This window comes from Dyella japonica DSM 16301, from assembly GCF_001010355.1.
Taxonomy (GTDB): domain Bacteria; phylum Pseudomonadota; class Gammaproteobacteria; order Xanthomonadales; family Rhodanobacteraceae; genus Dyella; species Dyella japonica.
Genome location: NZ_JPLA01000022.1, coordinates 1 through 15,843, shown reverse-complemented (window position 1 = coordinate 15,843; position 15,843 = coordinate 1). Strand labels below are relative to the sequence as shown.

Genomic DNA, 15,843 nt, shown 5'->3' with positions numbered 1-15,843 from the left:
GGTGCGACGCGTCGACGCCAAGCGCGGTGATCGCGCTGCGGAACAGTTGCGGGGGGATATGCGCGAGCAGTGGCGCACTCGCTCGACCTGGTGGAACGAGAGCAGCGAAACGAGACGGAACTCATGAATACATTTTTTGCTCTGATGGCCGAATATGGCACCAGCCACATTCCTCTCGACAAGTGCGCGCACCTATTTGGCCTGGCGCCCGAAGAGGCAGCGAAACGAGCAAACCGGCAAACGCTGCCGGTGCCCGCATTTCGAGCAGGAAGCCAGAAGTCCCCCCTGGCTGTTAGATGCTTCGACGCTCGCCGAATACCTTGACAGACTCAAGGCGGAGGCAACCGATGACAGGGTTCGCATTCACGGCGGTCAAAACTAAGCGGTTCCTTCTGCTCAGCTGTTCGGCACCTCAACAACCGCGTACGACGTCCATAGACATGCCGCGATGATGATTTTCACGGTAGCCTTGCTGGACGCGCCGGCAGAATTCTGCCGCATGCCGAAACCATCAGTGCCCTACTGCCGGCCGTACTGCCACTTGGATGCACGACCGACCGTGAAATAGAGGTTCGGTCACTTCCACTTTACCGCCAACGCCCTCGGTGTGAGCGACGTAGTACTCCACGAGCCGAGACAACACGCCAAAGTAGTCAATGCCGTATTCCTGCCGATGCGCCTTCACATTCTGCAGCGCTCCGGTGGAGGGGCCAGCTTGACGCTTCACCTGGACGACGAGATCCTCGTAGTGGTTCAACCGCATGGCTACGTCCCAGGCAACACGGATACCTCGGTGCGGGGAGCCGATGCCTCCCCGCATGAAGTAGCTGCGCAGTGAGTCCTGGGACCAAATCCAAAACTGAAACTCACGACTGTCTCCGTTATCCCCCACGATCTCCGTAGCGTAGGGAACTGCGTCGGCTACGCTGGCATTTCTATCGGACGGCTGCCAGACCGTATAGGCATCTTGGTCAAACTCGAAAGTGCCAACGTCACCACAGTCGAAGCGTTCGACCGCATCCGTGTGTGCCTCGGGAACGACCGCTGAAGTCGTTGAAGCAGCCAGCGCACTCGTCCGAGGCGGTGGAACTTGCGGTACCGGATCAGTGTTGGAAACGGAATGAGCAGTACTCGCCGGGGACACGGAAGTTGAAGTTCCGTGGTCAGCACCCTCTGTGACGGGCGCGGTGGTTTTTTGCGACTGTCGGTGATCAACCTCTGAGCCAACATTTCGCGGCGAGGTCACTGCATAGGCAACCCATACAGCAGCCCCAGCCAACGTCACGGCAACTAGCGCGCCAAGCACTTGACCGAAGCGGTCGCTGTGCTGCCGGCCAAGGGTGTTGTAGAAGGCCCACGCAATGGCGGCCAAAGCGCCAAAAACCGTGGTGACTCCCCCGACCGCCCCGAAATTCACGCTCATCGTGCACTCCTCAGACACGACTGAACGAGCCGATGCTATCAGCAGACCTTGAGCTTAAAACTAGGCTGTATGACTTAGGCAGGCCTGGCTTTCGCCGGCTTTAGGTGGACCACGAACGATACGAAATTGCTCAGCATCCACCCCGCCTCGAGGCGCCGTTCACCGGCTCGCTGAAAACGCGAAGTGCAACAAAAGTGCTAGGAAAATTTGCTTGCCGACCTAACCACAAGCCAAATAAGGATTTATTAGATCGGTCGACCCATCATAGACGCCGTCAATAGACTAAAGTCATTTCGATTGAGGTTACGCATGATTAATATTTTACCGCACAGCCGTTGGACGAGCGGGATTGAGGCGTTACGAATGACCGGTTGAGTCCGCAGTCAGAAGCAGACCTTAGGGGTTCCGGAGAACATCGAATTGAGCCTGAGCGTGAAACCTTCGCCCTGCTTGGTCCACTTCTGCTCCGAGAAATCTCCACCGCCCCTGGGTGCCCGCATCTCGTACCGACTCGCAACCTTGACGGTGAGAAGCCTGAAATCGTTCCATTCCAAGGGTTGGGTCAGGGCCACCGACTGAACGCGGAAGCAGCTCACAGGAAGTTCGTCACCAGGGAAGTCGCGGAAACCAACCTCTCTGGCCACGCCCTGCGGCTGGTGCACTCTCAGGCGGCAGCATGCCTGCTACAGCCTTGCCCTTGAATGCTTGCAAACAAGCGCTTTGGATCATTGGTAGCACCCCGGCCTGCAACTCCAGCAAGAAGTGGGTATCCAATCCCCGGGCATCGTTCACCTGGGGGCTGAAAAGTACCAGGGACTACTCCACCCCACCCTCAACGTCGACAAGAAACTTCATATAGGCACGATAAGTTATGTCGCTCCCGGCCAACTCGACTGCACCTTGGGCCATAGCCGTCATGACTCGATCGATCCTCGACCGCCTGCTATCTGCCACGTATCGGACGGCTCGCTTCGACGATCTCGGAAAAAACTTTCTCGCGCTTCGTGAAAGTTTCTGACGGCGCTGTGCTCGCATTTCCTCAACGACACCGCCTGAAGCTTCACGGACCGGGATTTGTCGAGGCCAGTAGCTTCCACGGCGCGCGGCATCGACCAGTCCACGTAGCCAGCCCGGTGGATGCGTGGGCGGACGTGGACCGTTCAATACGGTGGCGAATTCCAGCATCAATTGTCGCTGGACCTCTACTGGGAGCGTATTCATTAGCCGAATGGGCTCCAAGGCAGCAGCGACGTCATGTTTGAAAAGGTCTGTCACATCGGGGGACACTCCCTTTTCCCAGGAGCTTTCCACAATGGCGGTCAATACCCGATTGATCGGCGCGCGAAGCTGGTCCGCGAGTCTTGCAAGTTCTGCCCGCCCCCCATCTGTTTCGTGCGGATCGTCCCAATCAATGCCACTGACTTCCCAAATCAAATCGACTAGCAGTGACTCCGGCAAAATGTCGTGAGCCATGATCGCTTCCTTATGAGCAGTTTTGATCAGGCGTCGGTGCGAGCTACTACTCGCACCGACTCCACTACGAAAATCACCCTCATGATCAGACTAGATCATGAAGTCTGTCTATCCTTCCCTTCGGATTCCAAGCGTCTTGGCTGCTAGGGCTACCGCAGCGTCCATTCGTGCCTGGGCAGCTGGATCATTGAGCTTCGCGATGCGCTCTTCTTCTGCCCGTCGCCGTCGCTCAGCATCGCTTCTCCGCTGCTCTTCCATCGCTATCGATCTGCGCCGCTCCGCGGCGAATATCAGCGCCCCGTCAGGGTTGAATTCTCCGCCTAACGCTCGTTCGATAAGCTTTGCAGTGTAAGCAGCAGGCCGAGCAACTCCCCGGGGCTGCTCCATCGAATATCCAAGCTCGTCCGCGATTTGCTGTTGCATGACCTGCTCTAAGCCGGACCCACCCAACATCTCTCCTACTACGGCTCTTTGATCGGGATCGAGCGATGGTGGTAACTGCAGACCTGGAGACACCTCAGTAGTAGTAGTTTCAGTCTTAGAGCCTTTATCAGTCTTATTAAAGGGGGGGGCATCTGCGGTAGCTGGGCGATCCAACGATGGGTTGTCCATCGGCGAGTTATCCATCGCTGGGAAATTTGACGCGTGGCGCAAAGCCGGCTTGGATGATTCTGACGATAGCTCACCGCAAAAGAGGGTCCACGAGGTGTTCAGGAATCGCCCCTGCTTGTCCCGGACCTTCTCTCTACTAAGTCGTCCTGAGCCCTCCAGTTCCGCCGCTATGCGACGCAATCTCCCAACGCCGAGACCCAGCATTTGGCACATTTGTCGCTCACGCATTTTCCATTGGGGTGGCAGTGACCGCAGGACCCACCAAGCGCCGAGAGTGTCCAGTCGATTCGAAACACGCTTATAGGGGTCACTCCAGAGTTCGTGATGCCACAGCATCGTGAACCCTCCACTCCGGTCCCCAACCTGTCTGAACTCGATGAGAGGATTGCGATCCTTGTTCTCAGCCATCGGAACGCCCCTCCAGTCCGCGAATCATGCGCTGACGTTGCTCAGCCTTGGTCGGCCGGCCACGACGGGAGGTGCCAGGAGAGGCAACACTGGATGGTGATATCGGCGACGACGAAACATGGTGCGCAAGCCACGCTTCGACATCAGACCTACGCCAAAGCACTCGCCGCGTCCCGGGCACCTTGCACGCAGGAGGGAGTGAATGTGGGTATCGAGTGCGTGCCGTGACAATCGTGGCCGGGGCTCGATGCAAAAGCGCCGCCAAATCATCAACCGTGAGCAAATCTTGTATCTTGGACATCGCGCAGCCTTAAAGCAACGTCGTGCGGGGCACGACATTTGGCGATGAGTCCGCGGTAGCCTATGCATTCCGTCTCGCGAGGTAGTGCCTGAGACGATATAGGCAGGAGTGCAATTCCCCTCGTTCGCTCGCTATCCCGGCGGCGGAGCAATCGGCCTCATCATGACCGTTGCCTCGTGCTCTCGACCCGCTCGGGTCTCGGGCGGTCGCTGTAGGCGACCCATTCTTCTTTCTCCAAGCCTTTCCGCTTTAGCTTGGCGAAATGCCGGGCTCATGGCTCACGGAGCCACTACCAGCGCGTAGCACCAAGATAGCCAGCTGCTCAAAACTGCGCAAGGGTGTGCAAGCGTGCGTTGGCCTCGGTGCACCAACGCGCCCTCGACTCCAAGGCTGGTACAAATTTGGTGCACCTGAGCCACAATTTCGCGCAATCCAAAGCAAAACAGCGCAATACACCGCAAGGCGTAAAGCGCTGTTTTAACTTAAGAATATGGTGCCGGAAATAGGAATCAAACCTACGACCTACGCATTACCGGTGCGATCCATCTCGACGGCAAAGTGACTGGCACGGTTTCGGCTGAAGAGGATGGAACGATTTTGACTATCGGTGAATCTGGAGCGGTCGAGGGAAGCATTCGAGTGCCGCGCGACGTCTTTAGCGGAAGGGTCCTCGGGGATATGAACTGCAATGAGTGCTTGGACCTCGGTGCGCCGGCGCGAATCATCGGAGATGTGTACTACCGCACTTTGATCGTAGCCACGGGCGCTCCTCTGGACGGAAGGCTTTACCATGTGGTCAGCGGGGCTGTAAACGATCGGCCGGCGTCGCCTGACAAATAGCTGTAACTCTAGACATAGAGTTAGTCGACCACGCGTCGAATCGAGGTGCATCACCCGGAAACGCAGCCCTGCTCGGCCCGCTCAGACGGGACATAGGTGTAACCGAACTGGCGGCGTGCCACGACACCGTTCTTAGCCTCAACCAGGGCGTTGTCATTTCAGCGCCGTGGCGCGAGAGAGTAAAGGCGATGTGCTACTGTTCGAGCATGGCGGCTACCTCATTGTTGACGTACTCGCTGCCGCCGTCCGAGTGGAACCCGCGTATCTCGAACGGAAACTGGGCCAGCATTGCGCGCAGCGTCGGCAGGACGTGTTCGCGCTTGAGTGACGGCACGGTGGTCACGACCTGCACTGGGTGGCGCAGTCAACCGCGTTGATGTGATACACGCCCCAGCGGCCGCGGAAGTCGCCCTGGTGGACACTGTCGATCCGGATGAAGCCGGGCCGATTGTCCGGCGCCGGCGCGCGGCGCACGGCAATAGCTGCCGCCTTGCGGTTCGACCGGGTCTTGGTCCGCACGGTATGCCGCAGCTGATAGGAAGCTGAGCGGCGCAGATTGTATAGGTGTGACGAGGACACGTGCTGCAGGCGCACGAACCGCTCGTCTCCATGCTCTCGGTACATGCGCCGCAAGACGACGACCGTTGCCAGGCCTGACAGCCGTCCGTATTCTTGTTCGACCTCCGCCAAGGCGTCCAGGTCCGCCTCGGTGTATCGCCGCGCGAAGGCGTTCGATGGCCTGCGACGGGCGAGGCATAACGGCTTAGATGTCAGCCATCGCTGCATGGCGCGACCGACTTGCGCACGGCTGAAGCCACTCAGGTGCTGCAAGAAGCGTCGGACCCAACCACGGCCGGACCGCTTGAGCTGCCGGTAGCTCAGGCGCGCCAAGACGGTGGCCATCCACCCATAACGGGTGTACCGGTCTCCAGCCGGGGCCAGGTCAAGCGTGCCTGTGCCGTCAAGAACGGCGCGCACCTGCTCGATGGTGCGGATTCGTGATTCGTCCAAACTGATGATCATCCTGGTTGATGATCAACCGACCCGAGGCACGCCGCCCATCGGCGCGTCAATCCTTGGCTTCCTAGCTTGCCACCAGGCTCATCTTCCACTGGAAACGCGCTCGTCCAGGCTCACTTCCCGTTGGACAGTGCTCTCTGTCCGCCTGGCCGCCCCTATCAGACAAGTCCTATTTACAATCAGCAAGCATCAAACGCTGCACTGCACGCGTGACTTGCGCGCGGCTGAAGCCACTCAAGAGCTGCAAGTAGCGCTAGGCCAAGCCGCGGTCGGATCGCTTGACCTGCCGGTAGCCCGACCGCACCAGCACGGAGACTATCCACCCGTTACGCGCGTGCCGGTCTGCAGCAGCCAAGTCAGGGGACGAGTGCCATCCAAAATAGCGCGTGCCTGCCCAATGGTGCGGATTCGTGATTCGTCCAACCTGATGATCATCCAGGTTGATGATCAACCGACGCGAGGCACGCCGCCATTCGGCGCGTCAGTCCCTGGCTCCCTGCATTGCTTCCAGGCTGATCTTCCGCTGGAAACGCGCTCGTCCTGACTCATCTGCCATTGGAAAGCGCTTAAGCCTGGAATCGCCTGTCCTTTCCGAATTTTCTCATTCCCAGCGTGTCGCCGGCGGCCTATCTTTGCTACTTTTCAGTATCTGGGAGCGACGACATGACCAGTTTGAATGTCTCGCACACAGCGCCGGGAAAAGATGCTCGCGCGAAATGTCAACTTCACCTTTCGCCAGCGCGCGTCCTTGACACGCTTGGACATACCATTAGGAGCAATGCATCCGGCACAGCGCGCGCCTACCCTGATAGGGCGTCCACCCAGGCGACGTCATCCATGCGCTCGATCAGTATGGTGTTTGCAAGTCTGTCGATGGCTTCGTGTCGCCACGTGACCAGACAGCAAGCCCCTCTTGCGTCCGGTGCGATCCATGATGCACCTCGCTCTCTATCACCCACGAACATGTCTCTTTCGGCCATGGCCCCGGATGGAGGACATACACGAGCGAAGGTAGGGCGAGCAAGCCTGCCGCCACGCCCGTCGGATAAGGACAGATCAACGATACCGATCCACATGGCAGTTCACGGCACCGCATCCATGTCGCCTGATACGAGGGAGTCCAGGGAGACCGTTAATTCGTCAATGCCCACCCAAAGTACCCAGTCTGAGGCACCTATCGTGCCTAGCGATTCCACGGAGATCGTGGCGCAAGCGCAATTGGCCCCCAGCGCGACCGTCTCCATGACGATACAAGCGCATGCCGTGTCGAATCCCACCTACTGGCAACCCGGGAAGATTTCGATCGCGTTCGTCATAGTGATCGCGATGATCGTTCTCCTCGTCATGGCCCGCCGCCGCGGTCGCGCGCGCGAAGCAGCTCTGCCCGCCCACACGATCATTGGCTGGAAAGACTGGCGGTACCGCGGCACATGGCCAGGCGCGAATACACCGTTCTTTGGCACTGAGCGAGCGAGGCCTCGTGAACCGTGGGTGATCGGTCGCGTGGAGGTTTGCGACTGGATCCACGTGGCCGGTACGCAGTCTTCCAAGCCCGCGACCGATGGTCGCCACGGGCAGATGAGCCCTCCCCCGCCGAAAGTGGAGTTCTCACTTCAGAAAGGCGCGTTTCTTCACGCCAGTAAGATCTCGCGCTTGTTCGAACAGGATGGCGAATTCAAAGAACAAAGAACAGTGGCCGATTGTGCTGCAGAGTCGGGGGTAGCCGAGACTGACATCACTGCGACAGCAAATGCAGTTGCGGGCGGCCACACGCCCTTTTCCACAAATGTGGGCGCGAACGCAGCGTCTGAAGCCGAGGATATTGAGCCATCGGTTAGTGAAACCGTCCGAGATATCGCGAACACGGACCACGCCAGCCGTTGCGCATCGTTGGAACCAGAATCACGGCGCAGATCGGCCCATCACACTGCGCCGCGAGATAACGAGCAGCCTCTAGCTGAGGACAAGAAGCCACTCACGACGGACTATCGAACGCGGCGGCTTGAGGCGTTGGCATCGACACCTGGTAACGCAATCGTTTCAGGCGCGGGAAACTCTGTTGCCCCCGGTACCGCTTGCACCCCCTACGCCAGCCGTACTGAATTTCCGCGCCCTGAAAACGAGCAAAAGCCCGCCGATGGCAAAGCACCACGCGATGCCGACCAGGCGGTGTCTGAGGCCAAAAAGCAACTGACGGCGGGCTATCCGAAGAAGGCGCTTGAAGCAATGGCGCCGATCATGCTTGCTAAATACGTGTCCGGCGAGGCATGGACCGTCATCGGCTGGTGCTGGTGGCGCATCGCACGCGATAACGGGCAGAACCCTGTGGAAGCTGTCTCACAGGCCGTTGCGGCTTTCCAGCGTGCCGCGAAAGCAGAGCCTGATCGCGAATCGATGCTCGGCGACGCGTTGGTTCGCTGCTACTTGTTCATGGCTGATCATCTGGAGGGCCAAGCCCGTGCGGAGAGTCTTGATGCCGCACTGCGCCTCATGGGTGGCGATATGGGAGAGCAGCGCGCCGCCGACGACCAGCTCGTGACGGAGCATGCACATGCCCTCTATCAGCGAGCCCTACTCGCGCCGTTGCCAGAACGCGCCCTGCTTCTAGAAAAAGCTCTGCGGTTGCTGTCTGGAAGTCGCGAGCACGCGCTCGACGACGACAGGCTCTGCTTGCTAGCTTCGTTGTGGATGGCCCGCGCCGAAAGCGCAAAGGGCCGCGCCGTCGATGAACTACTTGCGCGCGCCACCGAAGCCCTGACTTACGCACTCAACAACGCCGCCCCCAACATGGTCGATACGTGGCTGGCGCGCGTGATCGATGTGGAGCTTGTGCGCCTTCGTCGATGCAATGCCGCGGCGCGTCTTATGCGTCTGCGTCAGCTTCGCGACACCTATCAACTGATGCTGGCGAAAGCACATTCCATGCAGCCGCTGCTGTCATGGATTCAGGTACTACGCGAATGGGCAGCCATGCTCAGTGAGCGTCCCGCTCGCGCCAAGCTGGAGGAAATGGAGCCGCTGTTCGTACGTATCGAGTCACTTGCACCAGATGACATTGGCTCCATCCATTTCGCGCGCGCCTACTACCTTCGCATGCGTTCTTCTCACGAGCCAATCGGCGCTGCGCTGCAAACGCTGGATGATGCAAGTACCTTGTTGACCGACGCGCGGTCGTCCCTGCTGACCGTTGAAACCATCGCACTCGAACGCGCCGAAATAGCCATCGCGCGGGCCAAGTTGGTTGATGGGCGGGAGCGCCTTGTGGCACTGGAACAGGCGATTCGTCTCGCCGATATGTCCATCGACGCGAAAGACAACAACCTGGCGCATGCGCTGACGTGTGGCATCACGGCACGACTCATCAGGTTCGACACCGTTTCTGCATCGCAGGAGGAGCGTGACCTGCTGGTGTCGCTCGCCAACCGCTTGATTGCCATGTCACCGAGCGACGCAGAAGCCTTGCACCTGGCGGCAACGTCCTTCTTCACGGCAGGTCGCCATGCCGAAGCCGTCACCCTGTGCGATGCAGCCTGGGATGCTGGCTGCCGCGACGCCCGACTGCTGAGCATTTGGCAGGAGACCTTGCGCGGTGAAGCGGGCCTACCCGTACAGAATCAACCGCAATGGAAACGACTGAATCAGTGCATACGCACCCTGCAGAGCACGGGTCAGACAACTTGCGCAATAGCCACCTATAACCACTGATATCCCTGGAGACACCTGATGAACGCCGCCAAAACATCTCAACGCATGTGGAACACACGCTATGGCGTAATCAACGCCATTAGCGCCGATAGCCTCGTCGTTCGCTCGCTCACCGAGCTTGGCGAATGGATGGAGCAAGAACTTGACCTGCTCAGCACCTTCGTCGAAGAGGGGCAAACCATTGTCGAATTTGGTGCGGAGTACGGTGCACACACGCTTTGGCTGTCGCGCGCAGTAGGTGCGAAGGGTGAAGTGCACACTGCCGAACCGCGCCGCCTCGTCTTCCAGCAGCTGTGCGCCAACCTCGCCCTCAACGGTCTTCTCAATGTCCATACCCTGCCGGTGTGGCTGGGTCGCCAAAGTGGCCTCACGCAACTCACCGAATTGATTTCGGGCATTGACGAGGCAAGCGACGAACGCGTCCGCATCGCCAACGTGGACAGCCTCGGGCTGGAGGCGCTGCATCTGCTCAAGATAAATCAGCCTGGGACAGTCGAGGCGGTTCTTGCAGGCGCCGACGATATCGTGCGCAAGCATCGTCCCGTGATCTACCTCCGCCTTGGCACCGCCGAACATTCCTTCGGCGAAATCAAGGCCATCAAGGATCTTGGCTATCGTTGCTGGTCGCACATGCCCTATTTGTTCAACAAGAGCAACTATGCCGACCTCGGCGACAACATCTTTCCCGGCCGCGCATTCCAGAACGTCATCGCAGCACCGATTGAAGGTAGACTGGCGTTCGAACATCTACACGAGATCTGATAAAAAAAGCCTGCATTTGCAGGCTTTTCTTTCGCTCAATGTCATCTTTACTGCTGGCACGCACACTTTCGTACATGGTTAGGCGCTGGATCTTAAGTTAGCCGCCTCGAACATCATTGGCGCTAGGCCACCCAGATGCTCATGACGAAATTGCCGGTTGTAGAAAACTTCGATGTAATCGAACACGCCACCGCGCGCATCCTCGCGACAGCCGTAGACGCGCCCTCGCACACGCTCCTTCCTTAGGCTGCTGAAGAACGATCCCGCCACGGAGTCATGCCCCCGATGGCGGCCGTCACGTTCCCAGCAGTTGCCGCGACGGCTCATGCAAACCTCCAACACGTGTTCGCGACCGGGCGACACCAATGACGACAAACGCGTCACAACGCCCATCGCTTCGCCTAGTCATGCTCGCAACAACACCGAATATAATCGCGAGCGCTTTCCACAGAGAAAAATTGGCGCTCACGCGAAGAACGTATCACCCTCGCGTGAACGTCGGACAAGCCAGAGCATGGGGAATGGAAGTCTCGGGAGCGGCCTAGCGCTGGCTTTCCAGCATGTGCCGATAGATAAGGCCACCGAGGACACCACCGGCCAGCGGCACCAACAAGAATAGCCACAGCTGATCGAGCGCCCACCCACCTTGAATCAGGGCCACGCCGATACTGCGTGCCGGATTCACGGACGTGTTGGTAACCGGAATGCTGGTGAGGTGAATCAGGGTCAGGCTGAGTCCAATGGCCAGCGGACCAAATCCCGCAGGTGCACGCTGATCTGTGGCACCGTGAATCACGATCAAGAAGAACGCGGTAAGCACAAACTCGACCAAGGCACAGGCCATCAAGTCATAGCTACCGGGCGAATGCGCGCCGTAGCCGTTGGCCGCGAAGCCCGCATACGGGTCAAACTCAGCCTTGCCACTGGCAATGACATACAGCACCAGGGCCGCTACGACGGCGGCGACGACCTGCGAAACGATGTACGGCAAAACGTCCTTGGCGGGGAAACGGCCGCCGACGTATAGACCCACCGTCACGGCCGGATTGAAGTGACCGCCCGAAATATGACCCACCGCATAAGCCATGCTGAGCACGGTCAAGCCGAACGCGAGCGACACACCGACAAAACCGATACCTAACGCGGGAAAAGCCGCCGCCAACAACGCACTGCCACAACCACCAAACACCAGCCAAAAGGTACCGATGAACTCGGCACTTAGTCGTTTAACCAAATTCACGCAACTACCCCTTAGTCATTTTGATATTCATGTTGGGAATTACAGTGCTGAATCACGCGCTTCGCCTCCAACTAGTCGTTGGCGAGATAAGCGTGCCCCATGCTTCCTTCCAGCCGCACAGAAGCGCCACGCCCGATCGTGTCACCTGACAAGGATTTGCTCGGAGCCATTGCGTTTCCAAAGGGGCCGGATCGTCAAGCGTCCCCGAGAAGACAGGCAACATAGCGACTTGACTTATCGCTTGCTATCAGACCAATCCCTTTTTCGTGAGCGCAAATCGCCGCGGTGCGCTCACGCGCTTGTCCATTGGCGCGTCCTGGTGCACTGAGATGCAACTTCCTCTGCGAGCACCCAGAGAGTTACTCAGTCAAGGGGAGAGTTCTGGATCAGGCCTGCTGATGTTCGCGCAGCTTGGCCAGGCCTATGGCCAGCGCAGCGCTTCCCAGAGTCTTGATCAGCGCGGGGTGCTCTGAGTAGAAATGCCCGATTGCCTCGACCACGCCGGGGTTCGCCTGCTGCACCTGGGCGGCCATGGCATGCACATCTGTCGCGCTGAACTGACTGGCCTGCTCGGGCGTGAGCTCGGTCGTGCCGGGCGGTAACGACGCTCCCAACGCACCGCCCGCCTGTGCAAGCAGTGCCGGCCCTGCCGCGGCCAGCAGTTGGTTCAACATGCCGGCGCGCTGGGCATCGTTGGACTGACCGAACAACTGGCCTACCATGTCGGCGAACGGCGGCGTCTGGTCCGAGTGAAACATAGCAGTGATGCATTGGCCCAATGTGCCGGTGGGGGCGTTCTGAAGATGCTCCACCGAGTCGGCACTCATGGCGCCGGTGACTTGCTGCAACAACGTATCCATCAAGCCCATGGTGATGTCCCTTTCAGTTCTTTTTTGCAACCAGATGGAAAACGGCGAGAAGGATCACCGCGCCAATCACTGCGCCGATAAATCCAGTGGATTCGCCAGGCTGATAAAAGTGCAGTGCCTGACCCGCGAGCGTCGCCAGAAACGCTCCCGAAATACCCAGGATTGCCGTAATTGAAAAGCCGGACGCGCCGCGCCCTGGTGTGATCCATCGCGCAACAAGCCCTGCAATGAAACCGATAAAAATGGTCCAGATGAGATGCATCACTTCAACTCCCAGCTACGATGAAGTCGTTAATGTTACGGATTGCATCTGTGCAGCGATATCAGCGGTTTCCTAAAAGGGCACCCTCGGCGCGACCAATGCGAAGCGGGAAGGTGTAACCGCAAATTCGTGTTTGGTTACGGTTGACTCCACAACGAGAGAAGCCCAGGCGTCTTGCGACGACTGGGCTTCTTTTTTTCCAATTTCTTCGACTATGGCTACGTTGAGGCGTTATCTGCTACTCCGCACTGTACACGTGGACATCTACGCGACGATTCGGTGCCAGGCACTTGATCAATGCATCCCGATTTCGATCGGTACAGCTCACCATCGGATTGCTCGCACCTTCGCCACGATGCGTGATTGGAAGCGGCGTGGCAAGTTGTTTCTGCAGATACCTCTCCACGGTTTCGGCGCGGCGATTGGACAGGCTCTGGTTGTATGCCGGGCCACCCAGCCGGTCCGTGTAGCCAATCACTTCAACGCGGTCGATGCTACTGACCTTGCCGCCAAGTTCGCGCGAATAGCGATCAAGCTCAGCGCGGCCTTCGGGCAATAATCCCGCCTCGTCGCCGCTGTTGAAGCGGAACAGCGCGTCGACCTTGAAGTGCTTGATGCTGACTGCCCTGGCTACGTCGGCGCCCCCCGTCTTCTTGGCCGAACACGACCTGACCGTCGAAGTGACACCATCGAGCGTTTGCTTGACCTTGTTTGCACGAGATTCCGCCGCATCAAAACTGCGCCGCCATGCATCGTGCCCGGCATGCATTAGCTCAACTTCCTGGCAGGCGAGTATGCGCTCCACCTGCCCACAGTCGTCCTCGTCCTTGACGCTTCTTTCGTCGGACCTCAGTTGCTTCCACAGATCGGGGCGAATGATGGCGGCCGTGCGAAGTTTGGTGTTGTCACGGCTATTGTCCTTACCGGACTCCATACCCGTGATGAGACGATCCGCCTCTCCCATGGCCTCCTGCACGAATCCCCATTGGTTGTGCTTCGCCCTTTCGTCTTTGGTGGTGTCAATCCAGCATTGCGCCTTGGCGCGGGCATAGCTGTTGTCCTTGGGCCCCAATGCGTTCCATCGCTCTTGAAGTCGGGGCAACATGGTGCCTGCGTCCATGTGGCCGTACTGATCCAGCCACTCTTTGGTTGGCGCCCCCGCAGCCATGCCTTGCTGCGCATCAAAACCCGCCTGCAAGACCGTTGGATCTTGAATATTCAGGCTGTCGCGTGCGGAGTGGCTCGCGCAGCCTCCTAGCAGGCCAACCAGCCCCGCTGTCAATAGATAACGTTTCACTGTTTGTTCCTTCTCTAGCGAATCGCGGGGCACGTGGCCCCGCGATTCATCCATGCGACTGAGCGAACTTAGTCGCCGAGCACCACGCCCACGCCCACGCGGAAGATCGGAGCGTCGCCCTTCGCTGCCGACACGCCGGCGTTAAAGTTGACACGACCAGTTTCATTCCAACGCGAGATACCGACGCCCAATGCCGATTCGCCACGGTAGTTGGCGGCACCCGCATTGATGGTCGTGCGACCTGGCATGTACGGCATGTTGTTGATCAACGCCGCCGACGAAGCGATACCCCGGTTGGCCTGACGGTTTACCTGATGGATACGGGAGTTGAGCTGATCGAAGCTATCGTTCAACTTGCTGTCTATACCGCTCAAGGCGTCACCCACGGTCGAGTAGCTCTGGCCGCCCACGCTGTAGGTCGGCGCCGTGACGTTGCCGCTGCTGTCAACCGTGGCGCCACCGCCAAGGGTGGTGGCTACACCCTTGAGCTGCGACAGATTCACCGCATCGGTTTCCTGCGTTGCCGCCTGCACGTTGGTCACCTGGCGCTCGTGGCCCTGCGAGCCAACCGAGACCGAGTTGTCACGATTGGCCACCGAGCTATTGCCCAAGGCCACCGAGTTGGCACCCGAAGCCACCGCGCTATCGCCAATCGCCGAGGCCTGGTCGCCGCTGGCAACGGTGTTGTAGCCCACCGCCACGCCCGGGGTGGTACCCGCATCCGCCTTGAGCGGCGTCGGCGCACCGTTGGCTGCAATGTACGGTGCCGAACCACCGCCCGTGCCATATTGCTCCATCTTGGTCACGCGACCGTCGATGTTGGTGATCTGACCCTGCAGAGCGTCACGGATCGCCGCAATCTGACCACCGTTGATGGCCTGACGGCTGCCGGCTTCGATGCGGCCATCGGCCACGTTGTTCAGCACGGTGCCGTTGGCGCCACCAAGCGTGACGGAAGCCTTGTTGGAGCCTGCGTCATAGACCACGGCATCGAGTGCCTTGCCATCCTTGTCGAAGAGGCCGGCATCCTTGAGCTGGCCCAGATTAACCGCTTCGTCGCCCTCGGTGGCATCGGCCACGTTCTTGATCTTCACCGGCTTGGTCGACGGCTTGCCGTCGGCACCCAGACCACCCAGCGTGATAGCGGACTTGTCAGCATCGTCGTAGGTCACCACCGCCTTGGAGTTACCCTGTTCATCGATGAGGCCCGTGTCCTTGAGCTGTGACACGTTGACGGCGTCATTGTTCTCCGTGCCCTTGGCCACACCAGTGAGCTTGCGATCACCCGCCGTGCCCTTGAAGTCCACCGCCGTACCGTCGGTGGCCTTGCCCACGGTCAGGTTGGCACCCTTCGCCGCCTGCTGCACCAGACCGATCTCGCCCGAGCTGATCTTCTGCTCCGTCTGGAACAGCTGGTCACCGGTCACCGCCTGCTGCGAACCGGCCGCCACGTTGCCATTGGCCACGTTGTCCAGCACCACGGCGGTGCCGCCCTTGTTGAAGGTGACCTTGTCGTGCACCGGCGTGTCGTACATGACCGCATCGGCCATCTTGGCGTTCAGGCCATCGATGCCGTCCTTGCCGTCCTTGCCGTTGATGGCGTCGGCCAGCTTGGCGTTGATACCGGCGCT

The 15,843-nt window shown here is 59.3% G+C and carries 14 protein-coding genes, 1 tRNA gene and 1 pseudogene; 5 read left to right on the top strand and 11 right to left on the bottom strand.

Annotated features, from left to right (window positions below):
* The first annotated feature begins 1 nt into the window (after position 1).
* Both Y882_RS20965 and Y882_RS20960 read left to right on the top strand, forming a co-directional pair.
* Positions 2–127, top strand: coding sequence for a hypothetical protein (locus Y882_RS20965; RefSeq protein ID WP_425479423.1), 126 nt, complete (start codon positions 2–4; stop codon positions 125–127).
* Positions 124–324, top strand: a complete 201-nt coding sequence (locus tag Y882_RS20960; protein WP_156171368.1) for a pyocin activator PrtN family protein — start codon at positions 124–126, stop codon at positions 322–324. Before Y882_RS20965 ends, Y882_RS20960 begins: the two co-directional genes overlap by 4 nt.
* A gap of 187 nt (positions 325–511) precedes the next feature.
* Here Y882_RS20960 and Y882_RS08240 read toward each other — a convergent pair whose 3' ends face one another.
* From Y882_RS08240 to Y882_RS19985, 3 genes are all read right to left on the bottom strand, one after another.
* Positions 512–1,423, bottom strand: a complete 912-nt coding sequence (locus tag Y882_RS08240) for a hypothetical protein (RefSeq protein WP_046971435.1) — start codon at positions 1,421–1,423, stop codon at positions 512–514.
* 816 nt (positions 1,424–2,239) lie between these two features.
* On the bottom strand, positions 2,240–2,896 hold the full coding sequence (locus Y882_RS08230) for a hypothetical protein (protein ID WP_046971433.1): 657 nt from the start codon (positions 2,894–2,896) through the stop codon (positions 2,240–2,242).
* A gap of 1,812 nt (positions 2,897–4,708) precedes the next feature.
* Positions 4,709–4,795 (bottom strand) — tRNA-Thr (locus tag Y882_RS19985).
* On the opposite strand from Y882_RS19985, the gene Y882_RS20955 reads away from it, so the two are divergent.
* Positions 4,776–5,057, top strand: a complete 282-nt coding sequence (locus Y882_RS20955; protein ID WP_162207405.1) for a bactofilin family protein — start codon at positions 4,776–4,778, stop codon at positions 5,055–5,057. The genes Y882_RS19985 and Y882_RS20955 overlap by 20 nt on opposite strands.
* Positions 5,058–5,250: 193 nt before the next feature.
* On the opposite strand, the gene Y882_RS19980 is transcribed toward Y882_RS20955, so the two are convergent.
* Both Y882_RS19980 and Y882_RS08220 read right to left on the bottom strand, forming a co-directional pair.
* On the bottom strand, positions 5,251–5,391 hold the full coding sequence (locus Y882_RS19980; RefSeq protein ID WP_156171367.1) for a hypothetical protein: 141 nt from the start codon (positions 5,389–5,391) through the stop codon (positions 5,251–5,253).
* 5 nt (positions 5,392–5,396) lie between these two features.
* Positions 5,397–6,080 carry a hypothetical protein gene (locus Y882_RS08220; RefSeq protein WP_052949796.1) on the bottom strand — a complete coding sequence of 228 codons (684 nt, stop codon included), beginning with the start codon at positions 6,078–6,080 and terminating at the stop codon, positions 5,397–5,399.
* A gap of 1,239 nt (positions 6,081–7,319) precedes the next feature.
* Here Y882_RS08220 and Y882_RS08215 point away from each other — a divergent pair.
* Positions 7,320–9,782, top strand: a complete 2,463-nt coding sequence (locus Y882_RS08215; protein ID WP_156171366.1) for a hypothetical protein — start codon at positions 7,320–7,322, stop codon at positions 9,780–9,782.
* A gap of 18 nt (positions 9,783–9,800) precedes the next feature.
* On the top strand, positions 9,801–10,544 hold the full coding sequence (locus Y882_RS08210) for an FkbM family methyltransferase (protein WP_082121010.1): 744 nt from the start codon (positions 9,801–9,803) through the stop codon (positions 10,542–10,544).
* 78 nt (positions 10,545–10,622) lie between these two features.
* Here the strand turns inward: Y882_RS08210 and Y882_RS08205 are convergent.
* The 6 genes and pseudogenes from Y882_RS08205 to Y882_RS08180 form a co-directional block, all read right to left on the bottom strand.
* Positions 10,623–10,895: pseudogene (locus tag Y882_RS08205) on the bottom strand (IS3 family transposase); the annotation flags it as partial.
* Between the two features lie 190 nt (positions 10,896–11,085).
* Positions 11,086–11,784: an aquaporin Z gene (gene aqpZ / locus Y882_RS08200; RefSeq protein WP_211259147.1), complete on the bottom strand. Its 699-nt coding sequence runs from the start codon at positions 11,782–11,784 to the stop codon at positions 11,086–11,088.
* A gap of 386 nt (positions 11,785–12,170) precedes the next feature.
* The gene (locus Y882_RS08195) at positions 12,171–12,653 is read right to left on the bottom strand and encodes a hypothetical protein (protein WP_046971428.1); all 483 of its coding nucleotides are present in this window, start codon (positions 12,651–12,653) and stop codon (positions 12,171–12,173) included.
* Between the two features lie 13 nt (positions 12,654–12,666).
* Positions 12,667–12,915 (bottom strand): GlsB/YeaQ/YmgE family stress response membrane protein, encoded by a 249-nt coding sequence (locus tag Y882_RS08190; RefSeq protein WP_046971427.1) that lies wholly within the window; start codon positions 12,913–12,915, stop codon positions 12,667–12,669.
* Between the two features lie 238 nt (positions 12,916–13,153).
* Positions 13,154–14,212, bottom strand: coding sequence for an OmpA family protein (locus tag Y882_RS08185; protein WP_046971503.1), 1,059 nt, complete (start codon positions 14,210–14,212; stop codon positions 13,154–13,156).
* A gap of 68 nt (positions 14,213–14,280) precedes the next feature.
* On the bottom strand, positions 14,281–15,843 hold a 1,563-nt coding region (locus Y882_RS08180; RefSeq protein ID WP_046971426.1), incomplete at its 5' end, for a YadA family autotransporter adhesin.

Coding starts and splice junctions, on each gene's coding strand:
- Y882_RS08240 (WP_046971435.1), bottom strand. CDS start 1,423: ATGAGCGTGAATTTCGGGGCGGTCGGGGGAGTCACCACGGTTTTTGGC.
- Y882_RS08220 (WP_052949796.1), bottom strand. CDS start 6,080: ATGATCATCAGTTTGGACGAATCACGAATCCGCACCATCGAGCAGGTG.
- Y882_RS08230 (WP_046971433.1), bottom strand. CDS start 2,896: ATGGCTCACGACATTTTGCCGGAGTCACTGCTAGTCGATTTGATTTGG.
- Y882_RS08210 (WP_082121010.1), top strand. CDS start 9,801: ATGAACGCCGCCAAAACATCTCAACGCATGTGGAACACACGCTATGGC.
- Y882_RS08190 (WP_046971427.1), bottom strand. CDS start 12,915: ATGCATCTCATCTGGACCATTTTTATCGGTTTCATTGCAGGGCTTGTT.
- Y882_RS08215 (WP_156171366.1), top strand. CDS start 7,320: ATGACGATACAAGCGCATGCCGTGTCGAATCCCACCTACTGGCAACCC.
- Y882_RS20960 (WP_156171368.1), top strand. CDS start 124: ATGAATACATTTTTTGCTCTGATGGCCGAATATGGCACCAGCCACATT.
- Y882_RS08195 (WP_046971428.1), bottom strand. CDS start 12,653: ATGGGCTTGATGGATACGTTGTTGCAGCAAGTCACCGGCGCCATGAGT.